The sequence below is a fragment of the Latilactobacillus fuchuensis genome (genome assembly GCF_900258455.1).
Taxonomy (GTDB): Bacteria; Bacillota; Bacilli; order Lactobacillales; family Lactobacillaceae; genus Latilactobacillus; species Latilactobacillus fuchuensis.
On the sequence record NZ_LT984417.1, the window covers coordinates 1,527,525 to 1,539,949 of the forward strand.

10 protein-coding genes are annotated in these 12,425 nt (G+C 43.6%); 3 read left to right on the forward strand and 7 right to left on the reverse strand.

Annotated elements, in window-relative coordinates:
• Positions 1 to 19: 19 nt before the first annotated feature.
• The 4 genes from LFUMFP_RS07270 to LFUMFP_RS07285 all read right to left on the reverse strand — a co-directional run bounded on the left by LFUMFP_RS07270 (position 20) and on the right by LFUMFP_RS07285 (position 3,668).
• Entirely contained in the window at positions 20 to 685 is a 666-nt protein-coding gene (locus LFUMFP_RS07270) for a rhomboid family intramembrane serine protease (protein ID WP_025083952.1), read from the reverse strand.
• 12 nt (positions 686 to 697) lie between these two features.
• Positions 698 to 1,237 carry a 5-formyltetrahydrofolate cyclo-ligase gene (locus LFUMFP_RS07275; protein WP_025083951.1) on the reverse strand — a complete coding sequence of 180 codons (540 nt, stop codon included), beginning with the start codon at positions 1,235 to 1,237 and terminating at the stop codon, positions 698 to 700.
• A gap of 66 nt (positions 1,238 to 1,303) precedes the next feature.
• Entirely contained in the window at positions 1,304 to 1,453 is a 150-nt protein-coding gene (gene rpmG, locus LFUMFP_RS07280; protein ID WP_081779567.1) for a 50S ribosomal protein L33, read from the reverse strand.
• Positions 1,454 to 1,556: 103 nt separating this feature from the next.
• On the reverse strand, positions 1,557 to 3,668 hold the full coding sequence (locus LFUMFP_RS07285; protein ID WP_056950815.1) for a peptidoglycan D,D-transpeptidase FtsI family protein: 2,112 nt from the start codon (positions 3,666 to 3,668) through the stop codon (positions 1,557 to 1,559).
• Between the two features lie 220 nt (positions 3,669 to 3,888).
• On the opposite strand from LFUMFP_RS07285, the gene LFUMFP_RS07290 reads away from it, so the two are divergent.
• Positions 3,889 to 6,507: a YfhO family protein gene (locus LFUMFP_RS07290; RefSeq protein WP_056950817.1), complete on the forward strand. Its 2,619-nt coding sequence runs from the start codon at positions 3,889 to 3,891 to the stop codon at positions 6,505 to 6,507.
• 277 nt (positions 6,508 to 6,784) lie between these two features.
• On the opposite strand, the gene LFUMFP_RS07295 is transcribed toward LFUMFP_RS07290, so the two are convergent.
• Positions 6,785 to 8,902: a cation:proton antiporter gene (locus LFUMFP_RS07295; protein ID WP_025083594.1), complete on the reverse strand. Its 2,118-nt coding sequence runs from the start codon at positions 8,900 to 8,902 to the stop codon at positions 6,785 to 6,787.
• Between the two features lie 64 nt (positions 8,903 to 8,966).
• Positions 8,967 to 9,875 (reverse strand): UDP-N-acetylmuramate dehydrogenase, encoded by a 909-nt coding sequence (murB, locus tag LFUMFP_RS07300; RefSeq protein WP_025083595.1) that lies wholly within the window; start codon positions 9,873 to 9,875, stop codon positions 8,967 to 8,969.
• 126 nt (positions 9,876 to 10,001) lie between these two features.
• Here murB and LFUMFP_RS07305 point away from each other — a divergent pair, with 126 nt between their 5' ends.
• A complete protein-coding gene (locus tag LFUMFP_RS07305; protein ID WP_056950302.1) occupies positions 10,002 to 10,766 on the forward strand; it encodes an exodeoxyribonuclease III in 765 nt (254 codons plus the stop codon).
• Positions 10,767 to 10,801: 35 nt separating this feature from the next.
• Positions 10,802 to 11,338 carry a 3'-5' exonuclease gene (locus LFUMFP_RS07310; protein ID WP_025083596.1) on the forward strand — a complete coding sequence of 179 codons (537 nt, stop codon included), beginning with the start codon at positions 10,802 to 10,804 and terminating at the stop codon, positions 11,336 to 11,338.
• Between the two features lie 168 nt (positions 11,339 to 11,506).
• Here LFUMFP_RS07310 and LFUMFP_RS07315 read toward each other — a convergent pair whose 3' ends face one another.
• Positions 11,507 to 12,409, reverse strand: coding sequence for a DMT family transporter (locus LFUMFP_RS07315; RefSeq protein ID WP_025083597.1), 903 nt, complete (start codon positions 12,407 to 12,409; stop codon positions 11,507 to 11,509).
• Positions 12,410 to 12,425: the final 16 nt, after the last annotated feature.

A 12,425-nucleotide genomic window follows, 5' to 3' on the forward strand; every position in this document is an offset into this window, starting at 1 on the left:
AATAGTATACCTAAAATTGTTAACGATTCATACCCAAATATGCGAATAAAATGATTGCAACCACGTAAACCACACCACTGATTATCCGGTTTACCGGGTTAATTTTACCCACTTTTGGTGCACCAAGCGCCATCGCACTTAAAAAACCACCGAGAATCCCGCCAAGCATTCCATAGACGGCATTCCGATTAAAAATCACTTGTAAGCCGACTGACAAAATTAAAAAGAGCCAATATTGCCGGGCAACTTGACCAAGAACCGCGCTTTCTTTAAACGCATCCCCGAGCATCAAAAAGCCACCAAAAATACCTAAAACGGCCATACTGATGGTCGTGGTCATCGAATCTGTTCCTAAAAAGAGGCCCTGCGTGACTAAGCCAGCTAGCCCACTCAATAGGTAAATCGCTAATATTCGCCAATGCCCAACTAATTGTTCCAATTGGCCACCCACAAAATATAAAATCAAGCCGTCCATCACCAAGCCTGAAACACTTAGTTCATTAAAGGCGGATAGGATAAATGAGCCAATCTGGCCCGTTAATAAAGTATTAACCGAAACAAAGCCATGGAACGTCACGGCAGGTAACACAAATCTGATACAAAACATCAAAATCGCAATAACCACTAAGCCGTAAGCCACGAATGGTTGATCACGCCATTGATTCAATTTTCTTTTAATGTTCATCTCTTCTCCTTTTCAACCTTTGATTACTTGATTGATTCTAATATCAAATGGGTCAACTGTCCAGTCCGACGCCGCTTTTTGTTGTGGTTTCAAGGCCAACGCGATGGTCGGCATCGGATTTTGGGCCAGATAGCGATCGTAATAACCGCCGCCAAACCCTAAACGCCAACCATCATCCGTAAAAGCGAGTCCGGGGACAATCATTAAATCCGGAACACGAACCACCGTGGCGACCGGTTCGAGCACCCCAAAATCACTTTTAATCAGTTCGGTTGTCGGGGTTAATTCATAGAAAGCCATTTGCCGTTTCGGTAAGGTTTTAGGCACGACCACTGTCTTACCGAGCTGCCTGGCTAATTCAATCACCGGTTGCGTTTGATATTCAATTGATTGACTCAACGTGATTCCGATGACCGTGGCTGCTTGAAACGCGCTTGATGCGGCCAACTGTTTTAAAATCGTCGCTTCTTGAGCCTGTTTAAGTGCTGGTTGTTGGGACAATTCAACTAATTGTTGAATCTGTTGTTGGCGCAGTGCTTTCTTAGTCAACATTTGATAGGCCTCCTTAATAATTAACAAAAAAAGAGCCGGGGCAGTTGCCCTAACTCTTATAACTAATTATTTAGTTTCACGGTGTAAAGTCACTTTACGGTCGCGTGGGCAATATTTCTTTAATTCCAAGCGATCTGGGTTGTTACGCTTATTTTTGTTTGATAAGTAACTACGTTCGTGACATTCTGTACATTCCATTGTAATGTGTACGCGCATTGATATAGCCTCCAAGCTGTTAATTAATTTCTAGTGTTTAAGTCTTAGACTCATAATATCATACCATTTTTTATAGTATCTGAAAAGGTTATTTCTAAATATTTCATTCTTTAATATTATTTAGTTTGTAATAATCCGTAATCATCTCGCGCGCTAGCAAGGTATTGTAATGGCCATCATCCGATGTGAGGTTCGGGAAAACGACCGCAATCGCAATTTGTGGATCGTCATACGGTGCAAAACCAACGAGACTTGAGGTGACTGTTTCAACCTGTGCACTGGTTGAATCGTTAGGATCCGTCCGGGCAAAAGATTGTGCCGTCCCGGTCTTAGCGGCTAACGTTGGTTTGATATCTTTCAACGTATGCGCTGTGCCCCAAGCGTTGGAACCATTGACGACGTTATACATCCCTTCTTTAACCACGTTAAAGTAAGATTGCGGTGCATCAATGGTATTCAAGACGGTTGGTGCTGTTTTGGTTTCAATCTTACCTAATGACCCATCGGTACCCGTTTGTTGAATCGAATCAACCAAGTAAGGTTTCATCCGTTTGCCACCATTAGCAATCGTTGAAATGTATTGTGCGAGTTGAATTAAGGTATAGGCATCGTAGTTCCCGTAAGATAAATCAAGTGCCGAACCGACTAAGGTATTGCCACCTGAATCCAAAGTTGCCCCTTCAATTCCTTTGGCTTCACCCGGCAAATCAATGCCAGTTTTTTGACCTAATCCGAATTGATTGAAATAACCGCGCATTTTAGTGAAGATATCCGGACTCATGTTCATTTTTGAATTGGCTACATAGTCAGCATTGGCTTCTTTCATGATTAAATGCATCATGTAAATATTGGAAGACACTTCTAAGGCTGATTGCGCCGTTAACGAACTAAACGTGCCGACTGGATAAACGGATTTCTTGACCGGTGTCCCGACTAAATAAATCGGTGTGTCCGGCAAGGTATTGTCAGTTGGCGTAATCACGCCATCCATCAAACCACCCATGACAGTCGCGCCCTTGACCGCGGACCCCATGACAAACGTATGGTTAATCACGCCAAGTGCATCATCAGAAACTTCTGTGGTCGTTCGGTCGTTTGATTCACCAGCCATTGCTAAAATCGCGCCGGTCTTCGGATTCATCGCCACCGCGTACGCCCCATCTGAATAGGTGGTCGCTCCCGCAGTCTTGGCTTGGTTATAAATCTTCTTCAACGCCGCTTCGACTTGGGTTTGGTAAGTCTGGTCAATCGTTAAATTCAAATTGCTCCCTTTTTGCCCTTTGAAAAGCACACTGCTGGATAAAATTTGATTATTCGCGCTGACTTCAACTTCGGATTGTGATTTCGATCCATGTAAGACCGTTTCATATTGTTTCTCTAAATAACTGGTCCCGACCCGGTCGTTTCGTGAATACCCTTGGGCCAATAAAGATTTCAAACTATCTTCAGGTAACCCTTGGGATTCAGTTGAAACACTCCCGATGATACTGCGCATCGATGAACCGTTCGGATACGACCGTTCCCAGTCCGTCCCGACACTAATCCCCGGTAAACTGGTTAAATGTTCACTAATTTCAGCAATTTCTTTATCGGTCACGTCCGAATTCTTAATGTAGACCGTCGATAATTGATAAGCGCCACTCATAATCTTAAAGATGGCGGCCGCTTGTTTCTGCTCATCTGATAATCCGGTAAACGTCTTTTCGACTAAATCGATGGTTGATTGATAAACCTTTTTAGTTGAGAGTTCAGAACCATCGGCCGCGACCTTTTTCGATTTCGGCAACTTAGCGTTCCATTTTTTCAGATTAGCAGGGTTACTTAAGTAGTAATCAATTTGATCACGCTTTGATAGCGTATCTGTTTTAACCGTCAAATATTGGGTTAATTCGTTGGCCTCTTTGTACATCTTATCGGATAAAACATTCATATTCTTCGTATATGAGATGGCCGATTTAGCACTATTGCCGACCAACACACGCCCTTTAGAATCGAGCACCATCCCCCGCGGAACGTTGCCGGTCACGATGGTTTTATCCGTACTGTTGACCATGGCTTGATAACTGGCCCCGCCAAGCACTTGCAAACGCGCCAGTTGAATGATCAACGCGGCAAATAAAGCAAAAACAATGAAGAACAAGAAGTTTAAGCGAAACGGGATGTGTGATTTCTCCCTATTTTGTTTTTTCTTAGGTTTTCGATTAATAATATTCACGGATGTTCAGTTGCTCCTATCCAGTTGATTCTATTTTAGAATTCTCATTGTTTAAGTTTAGCAAAATAATCCAGAACAAGCTATGGTAAATCACTAAATGATACCAAGATTATGGTATGCTAAGGACACTAAACACTACATTGCTAGTTTACAGCTTTTAATATGGAAAAGCTGATTTGTAAACTAATTTTTAGATTTTTTTATTAATTGGAGGATTCTTGTGACTCGATTATACAATTATTGGCACCGGCACGGGTTTTTAACCCTTAGTTTTCTACTTCCCGTCATCCTACTCTTTATTTACGGCATCATGCGCCACGTCTTTCCTTTTGGGGGTCAAACCATTATGACCGTCGATTTAGGCCAGCAATACATTGATTTTTTTGCCTATTTTAGAACAACCTTGCTTCAACATCCCAGCACTTTTCTATATTCTTTTGCCAAAGGTTTAGGTGGCGATATGCTCGGCGTTTGGGCTTATTATCTGATGAGTCCTTTCAACCTAGTTGTCCTTCTAACCCCTGGTAAATGGCTCAGTTTCGGGGTCTGGTTAATCGTCCTCTTAAAAACCGGCTGTACGAGTCTCAGTATGGCTTATTATTTAAAGAAAACCCGACTGGCCACTGGCTGGTGGCTCCCGACTTTCGGGATTGCCTTTGCGCTATCCGGATTTGCGATTGCCAATCAATTTAACATCATGTGGCTCGACGCCCTAATCTGGTTGCCTTTAATCGTCTTAGGCATCGAACAACTCTTTAAACCACGCCATTTTTGGTTATACCCGATCAGCCTCGCTATTTTACTCGTCGTCAATTATTACATGGGCTACATGGTTTGTCTATTCGTCGTTGCTTATTTTGCTTGGACGCTCGTTTGCCATCATACCACTTGGCGGCAAACTGGCCGCTCCATTCTAAAATTCATCGGTGGTTCACTCGGGGCTGGTTTATTGGCCGCCTGGTTATTATTACCCACCTTCTATCAATTAACGCAGAGTAAAGGGCAATACACGATTCAAAAAATTCATTGGAAACTTGAATATAATCCCCTCAAAATGTTATCAAAACTAATTGTCGGTAACTTTAATTTCGATCAAATGCCCAAAGGCGAACCGAATATTTTTGTCGGTAGTTTAGTGCTGATTCTCTTTTTAGCCTACTTCTTCACCAAAAAGATTCCCCTAAAAGACCGACTTGCTGCCTTGGTAGTCACCGGCTTCTTGGGGCTCTCGCTTTGTTTTGAACCGTTAGATTTATTGTGGCACGGCATGCAATTCCCCGTTTGGTATCCTTACCGTTTCTCATACGTGATCAGCTTCTGGCTAATCGTCTTAGCGGTTCAACGACTCCACTACCAACCCCGGATGAACTGGCCGTTACTCTTGTGGACCTTCCTATTATTAATCAGCGGTATCGGTTATACCGCAAAACATCTTAAATCCTTCACCGCACTGGATAACTACCAAGTGTATCTCAGTATTGGTTTTTTAATTCTGGCGAGTTTAGCCGTCTTACTGATTCCGCGCCACTTTAAGTTACCGGTGGGTTGTTTGATTTTAATCACCGTCACGCTCGAAATGACCGCCAACGCTTATATCAGTTTGAACCAGATCAGCTACGTCTCCCAGAAAGATTACGCTGATTATACGGTGCAACTCCAAAAGGCAATTCAAACCACTCCCCAAAAAGCGGCATTCCAACGGATCGGTAAGACCTTTATGCGGACCAAAAATGATCCGATGCAAGCCGATTACTTTGGTGGTTCCCATTTCAATTCAATGTTGGAACCGAGCTATCCCAATTTTATGGGCCAGATTGGTGAACCAGCTGGCGATGGCTTCGTCGCGGACACCAATCAAACTGAATTCACCGACGCCTTTTTAAGCTATCGCTATTATTTGAATAGTCAGACGGTCCAAGCGACGGTTCCAAAAACGAGTTATAAACCCGATTTAGTCGATTACACACCGATTAAAAAGGCCGGCGATATTGAGATTTATCACAATCCGAATGCATTAGCGCTCGGTTTTGCCGCTTCCAACCAAATTCTGAAACATAAAAAGACGGCCGATTATCCGTTGATTGAACAGAATAATATTGCTGCTGAACTATCCGGACAAACTGGCGTCAATCAGCAGTTATTCAACCTCGAATTCTTCAACACGGTGACTTATCAGAATGTGAAACAAAAACCGAAACTGAACGAAACGTTTTTGAAAATTGATTCTAAAAAAGATGGCCATGTCATCTACACCTTCACGCCAACCACTAATGACGCTTACTATCTGACGCTTGGTTCGAGTCTTGAAAAAAATGCCGTCCGGATTACGATCAACGGACAAACCGTCCAACAATATGACACTTTCCGAGATCCAGTCGTCGTCAACTTAGCGAATCACGTTAAGGGCCAAACCCAAACCCTTGATTTCGCCTTTTCAAAATCTGAGATTTGGTTGCAGAATATTAACCTCTATCGTTTAAATACGCAAAACTTCCAACAGACCATCCAAAAACTACAAGCCAATCCGCTCAAAATCACACACTTCTCAAACCGAAGGATTACGGGGACCATTAAGATTACCAAACAAAAGCAAGTCTTGATGACCACGATTCCGTATTCGCCCGGCTGGCAAGTCAAAGTGGATGGCCAAGCGGTCAAACCCAAAAAAGCTTTAAAAAATTTCTTAGCTGTGCCCCTCAAAAAAGGTCAGCACAAGATCCAGTTCACCTATACCCCGCCTTATTTAAAACTCGGCTTGTTAATTTCCGGGCTGACCATTCTGGTGAGTCTGATTGGTCATTTTGGTTGGCGTTTCTACCGCCACCGTCGCTTATTCTAATTTAAAAACAAGCTGTGATAAAAGCTAACAACCTATTAGTAAGTTTACGTTTTTCTTTAACGCGCGCCATAACTCATCAATTTCCGTTCAAATCAAAAAAAGAGTATCCTAAATTCAGGATACTCTTTTTTTTAACTTAATAGGCAATTGGTAACGTGCTTCTCAAGTAGCCTTTTCCGGTTAACTACAAAATTAGCGTTATGATTCAAAGTACAAATCATAACGCTAATTTTTAGGTTAATCCTCAAAGTCTGGCCAACTTGAGTCAGCACTTATCCTATTCTTCCGCATCACTATTGGCTAGAATCAACGCGTTTTCTGAATAATTGATATTCTTGCGTAATTCATCGGCTAGCGCCCACGAAATTTTGTGTTGCTCTAATAAATTCTGAATCGCCGTTCGTTCACCGGTCAACGCCTTAATCCGCAATTTTTGCAATTGGCGTTCATAGATATCGGTCTTGCGGTGACCGAGACTCTTCATGTTTTCAATCTGATTACGATAGCGCATGATAATTTGATAAATGACTTGCCGATTATAATGTTGTTGCCGATTTTCTGGTTGTTTCAAGAAAGCCGATAACGCCTTGATGCCCGCCTTCGCCATCTCACGTTCCGTTAATTGCCATTCGGTCGCGACTTTGACCGTTTGCTTGTGTGGCACTAACCACCAACCAAAATGTTTCACTGCCCCTACCAGTCGGTAAAATAGGAGCTGAACGTGATGCCAATTAAAGTTGGAGCCGATCACTGCTAGACGGACCTGTTTTTGTTTCAATTTTCGTTGACCGTGCCGGTACGTTTTCGCGCTAATTTCTTTGGCCTGCCACATCCCGTCTAATGCTTGACGTTCACCAGCCAAGGCGACTTGACGCAAAATTAATTCTTCCGTGATGAGCGGTGGTAACTCGGTGCCTTCAGTCGCGTCGTTTTGTTGACTCTCTAAACGATGAATCATCACTTGATATTCCGCGATTAAATCCAGCGCTGCTCGGTTATTATCGATATGCCGTTGCGCTTCAATCAAACCAACGGCCACCCGGTAAATGTAAATTTTAGCTTCCGTTTCACTCAAAAAATGGGGTTCATCAGTCGCTTCATCCTCGACGTCAACCTCACTATCCAGTTGTGTTCCCCGTAACTCAATTGGCGTGTTGACCTTGGTTAATTTAGGAATCAAGATAATCGCCATCACTAAACTGACGATAATCACCCCGGCAGCGATGAACAACATTAACCCCCGTTCGGGAAAGGCGGAGCCGTCCGCTAAGACGGTCGGCACCGAGAGGACCCCGGCCATCGTAATCGCCCCGCGAACCCCAGATAGACCTGATAAAATTGAAATTTTGGCGTTAGCCCGCAACGTTCTTGGATTACTCTTATTGGTATATATCAAATAAGAAAAAGTCCATAACGTCCGGACCAACACCAGAATTAACCAAACGGCAAAAACTAGCAAGATTGCTTCACTCGTGGCAATCAATGGATTGCGCACGGTACTGCCCATCGCCACCGGTAATTCAATACCGAGAATCAAAAAGACAATGCCGTTTAATAAATAGACACTGATTGACCAAGTTTGTTCGGTGACTAATTTTAATTCTGGTAAAAAATCTAAAAAGACGTTGCGACTAGAATGGCTAACAATCCCGGCAACGACGACCGCGATGACCCCTGACGCGTGTAACCCATCTTCGACAATTAAATAGATCAACAACGGGGTGAGCAACTGCAACACGGTATGAAAGACAACGTCGTCAATCCCCTGTTGCAACATGAACAGACGCACCAAATGAATCAGATACATCATAGCGGCCCCCGCGATTGCGCCGACAATACTGATATAGATAAAATCGCCAGCCGCATTTTGTAATGAAAAATAACCCGTCACTGCGGCGGCAATCCCGTATTTAAAACTAATCAAACCACTGGCGTCGTTGATTAAACTTTCACCGCTGACTAGATGTAACACTTTCGGTGGCAGAGCGGCTTGTTCCGAAATCGATTGCACCGCTACGGGATCGGTCGGTGATAAAATCGCGGCTAACGCAAAACTAGCCGCCAACGGTAACTTGGGCACTAACCCATGAATCGCTAAACCGCCCACCAAGGTGGTCATAAACACTAAAAAGATGGCATTGCCGATAATCGGCCCTCGGAGTGCCCACAATTCTTTTTTCGGGAAACGTCGACCGTCATTAAATAATAACGGCGCGACGAATACTAACATGAACCAATCCGTCTTCAACGGAATCTTAAAGGAAAATAAGACCGCAACCGCTAAACCTAAGACAATCTCAATCAAACTCACTGGTAATTTGGGGATATAATGACCAATAATGTTGGCAATAATCACCAAAGAAATTAATAATATAATGGCTTCGATAATGGCCATCCAATCACTCCCTTGATTTCTAAAAAAGAAGCCGTCGCTAAATCCGACCGCTTCTTTTTAATTTTTAGACTGTTCGACCAATAATCCGGACTTCCGGTTCTAACCGAACTTCAAACTGCTCCCAGATTACGGCTTGAATGTGGGCAATCAACGTCAAATAATCGGTGGCTGTTGCGCCATCAATGTTGACGATAAAACCCGCGTGTTTTTGTGACACTTGCGCCCCACCAATTTGGTACCCTTGTAAACCCGCTTTTTGAATTAAAGGCCCCACATAGTAACCCTTGGGCCGTTTGAAGACACTGCCACACGATGGGTATTCTAATGGTTGTTTAGCGGCCCGTTTCGCGTTTAATTCATCCATTTTCTCACGAATAAGTGTTGCTACCCCGTTTGGTAAATCGAATCGAGCAGCCAAGACAATGCTGCCGTTTTCTTGAATTAAACTGTGACGATAACTGAATTCTAATTCAGCAGCAGTCATCGTGATGACTTGATTGTCCGGTGTCAACACTTCTGCCGACGTTAAAACATCACTGATTTCGCCTTCATACGCCCCGGCGTTCATGAAGACAGCCCCGCCGACACTCCCCGGAATTCCGGCAGCAAATTCTAAACCGGTCAAGCTTGCTTGATAAGCAGCTTCGGCCGTTTGAATAATTTCAGCCCCAGCTTGGGCCACAATTACGTGTTGATCGACCGTAATTTGATTCATCGCCGTTAAAATAATCACTAATCCGGCAATCCCCGCATCCCGCACAATTAAATTACTAGCGTTCCCAATAATCGTAATCGGTAATTCAAATTGATGAGCAGTGGTCACTAACTGTTGGACTTCTGCCACTGAACTTGGTAAGGCGAGCACATCGGCTGGGCCACCCGTTTTGGTAAATGTATAATGACTTAATGGTTCGTTGACTTTAATATTAATGGTTTGATTGGCTTCTAAAAACGCCTGATTTTGACTTGACACGGCTGTCGTTCCTCTCAAAAATAATCTTACTCTAGTTTAACAAACGAAACGGCAATTGAACAGTCAACACTTTTTGCGTATTACACGAAATATCGGTAAAATAGGGATTAGAAATGAGGCGAGACTATGAAATTAATCTCTTGGAACGTCAACGGTCTGCGGGCAGTCTTAAAAAAGGATTTCCTAGCGACTTTCAATCAATTAGAGGCTGACTGGTTCTGTCTACAAGAAACCAAGATGCAAGCCGGTCAAGTCGAACTCGATTTACCCGGTTATTACCAATATTTCAACTATGCCGAAAAAAAGGGCTATTCAGGCACCGCCATTTTCACCAAACACGAGCCCCTCCAGGTGACTTACGGCATCAATCAACCCGAACATGATCATGAAGGGCGCGTGATTACCCTCGAATACCCCAACTTTTACGTTATCACTTGTTACACCCCCAACTCGCAAGGTGAATTGAAACGACTCCCTTATCGTTTAACTTGGGAAGCCGCTTTTAAAGACTATGTCAACCAATTAGCGACTCAAAAAGCTGTCATTTTATGTGGCGATTTAAACGTGGCCCACGAAGCGATTGATTTAAAAAATGATCGCACGAATCACCACAGCGCCGGTTTCTCAGATGAAGAACGGCAAGCCTTCTCAACGCTACTTGCTAGTGGTTTCACGGATAGTTTCCGTCATTTCTATCCCGACCAAGCCGACAGCTATTCATGGTGGAGCTACCGATTCCACGCACGCGATAACAATGCCGGTTGGCGGATTGACTATTTCATCACCTCTAACAATCTCCAATCTCGTTTAATCGACGCCAAGATTCACAACGACATTTTTGGTTCCGATCACTGTCCCATCGAACTTGACACCCAGGATTTATTCGCTTAAACTAAGCAAACCGATTATCAAAGTGAGGCGTTTTTATGAATTTTATTGCAATGGATTTTGAAACCGCCAATGGCCAACGCCACAGTGCTTGTTCATTGGCCTTAGTGGTCGTCCGTAACAACCAAATCGTCGATCAATTTTATACCTTAATTAAACCGGAGACCTATTTTAGTGCGCGAAATAGCCAGATTCACGGCATTTATGAAGCCGATGTCGCCCAAGCACCTAAATTCAACCAAGTTTGGCCGCACATCGCCCCCTTCTTTACGCCTAACCGATTAGTCGTCGCTCACAATGCGAACTTCGACATTGGGGTCTTACGGAGCACGCTCCAACATTATGATATTCCTGAACCCCATTATTTAGCGCTCGACACGTTAAAAACCAGTCGGCGGCTCTATCCGCAATTTGAGAACCACAAATTAAACACCCTCTGTGCCAATTTAGCCATTCCGCTCGAAAATCATCATAACGCACTCGCCGATAGTATCGCTTGTGCGCAAATCCTGATTAAAGAGGCCAACGACTTTGGCGTTGAACCACTAAAACAAGCGACTAAGTTAATTGGTTAATTGAACATGACAAAAGGCGTCCTTCAATTGAGGGACGCCTTTTTAGCGAATGGTAGATTAAAGCAAAAATTGATTTTTCAGTAAACAAGCTGTAACAATTTGATATTTCAATCAATGAAATACGCTTCTATCTCCATCTATTAGTGTACCATAAATCAGTTCACTATATTAACTTATCTTCTTTTTAGGTGACCAACTTAAAATAAAAACGGTACTAATCACTAATAAACCGCCCACTATTTCCCAGACATTCAAACTGGTCTTCAAGAAAAGGACCGTGCCAATCGTGGCCGCCAATGGTTCAAACGTATTCAATAAACCGGCCGTGGTTGGCGTTAAGTAGCGTAAACTGCCTAAAAAACAAACATTGGCCAGTGCCGTCCCAAAGATGGCGATGAATAGGACACTGGCGACCGTCGCAAAATTCAACGGTGGCACCGCGCGCCAAAACGGGTGAATGATCGTAAAAGCGACGCCGCCAATCAGCATTGCCCATCCGACAACAATTAACGTCGCGTATTTTTGAAATAGTTTGACCGGAATCAACGTGTTGAGGGCCCCTGAAAAAGCCAGATATAGCCCTAAGCCTAGTGCGCTCCCGGAAATCGCTAAATGGGTCAGCTGGCCTTTGGTGACTAGCAACCACGTCCCCAATAATGCGATGACGACGGCGATTAATTCCGCGCGACTCGGTCCCCGACGGTATAAAACCAGACTCAAGATGATGATCATAATCGTGCCAAGTTGTTGCAAGATCGTGGTGGTTGGTGCGTTACTGGCTTGGATCGTTAAAAAATAAAAGTATTGAACAGCCGATAATCCCAACAAAGCAAAGGCGAATAATCGCCCTAAATCTTTTGGTTGTCGCCAAATGGTAAAGACTTCTCGCGGTTGTTTAATCAGCGCATAACCAATCAAGAAAATCCCGGAAAGCCCCATTTTGACGCCCATCAACCATTCTGGTGCAATTTGCGTATCCGTGAATAACCATTGTGAGACCGGCCCTTGAACGCCCCAAAAAATGGAGCCGATAATCGCCAAATAAATCCCTTTAATTCTATTTTGTACCAACTCAAAAATCCCCTTG

What these genes read in the sequence shown, in the direction of transcription:
- LFUMFP_RS07270 (WP_025083952.1), bottom strand. Translation starts at nt 685, where the DNA reads ATGAACATTAAAAGAAAATTGAATCAATGGCGTGATCAACCATTCGTG.
- LFUMFP_RS07275 (WP_025083951.1), bottom strand. Translation starts at nt 1,237, where the DNA reads ATGTTGACTAAGAAAGCACTGCGCCAACAACAGATTCAACAATTAGTT.
- rpmG (WP_081779567.1), bottom strand. Translation starts at nt 1,453, where the DNA reads ATGCGCGTACACATTACAATGGAATGTACAGAATGTCACGAACGTAGT.
- LFUMFP_RS07295 (WP_025083594.1), bottom strand. Translation starts at nt 8,902, where the DNA reads ATGGCCATTATCGAAGCCATTATATTATTAATTTCTTTGGTGATTATT.
- LFUMFP_RS07305 (WP_056950302.1), top strand. Translation starts at nt 10,002, where the DNA reads ATGAAATTAATCTCTTGGAACGTCAACGGTCTGCGGGCAGTCTTAAAA.
- LFUMFP_RS07310 (WP_025083596.1), top strand. Translation starts at nt 10,802, where the DNA reads ATGAATTTTATTGCAATGGATTTTGAAACCGCCAATGGCCAACGCCAC.